This window comes from Paracoccus sp. S4493 (genome assembly GCF_000967735.1).
In the GTDB taxonomy this organism is placed as follows: Bacteria; Pseudomonadota; Alphaproteobacteria; order Rhodobacterales; family Rhodobacteraceae; genus Paracoccus; species Paracoccus marcusii.
On the sequence record NZ_JXYF01000011.1, the window covers coordinates 1 to 456 of the forward strand.

Genomic DNA, 456 nt, shown 5'->3' on the forward strand with positions numbered 1-456 from the left:
GATGGCGCGTCCGGTGTCTTTGAACGCGGTGGCCGCAAGGCGCCGGTGATCGATGAGGATCAGGTCCGGGATCTGCATGCCAAGATCGGAGAGCTGGCAGTGGCCAACTCTTTTTTGGAAAGAAAGCTGAAGCCTTGGGGCGGGAAGTGAGGCGCGGCATGGTTGAACGCGACCATCCGGACCTGTCGATCGGCCAGCAGTGCGCTCTGCTGTCGATCCCTCGGTCGTCGTTTTACTATACGCTGCAGGGTGAAACGGACCAAAACCTCGCGCTGATGCGGCTGATCGACGTGCAGTTCCTCGACACGCCTTTCTTTGGCGTCCGTCAGATGACCTGGCACCTGCGCAGTTGCAGGGACCGTGGCCCCAGTGGGGCCGCGCAAGCCCGAAAACGGCCACAAGGTGAACGAAAGGCGCATACGTCAGCTTATGCGCCTGATGGGGCTGATGCCGATC

General features: G+C 61.2%; 1 pseudogene. It reads left to right on the forward strand.

Annotation, left to right across the window (positions count from 1 at the left end):
- Window positions 1–158: 158 nt before the first annotated feature.
- A pseudogene (locus TW83_RS20415) lies at window positions 159–456 on the forward strand (hypothetical protein); the annotation flags it as partial.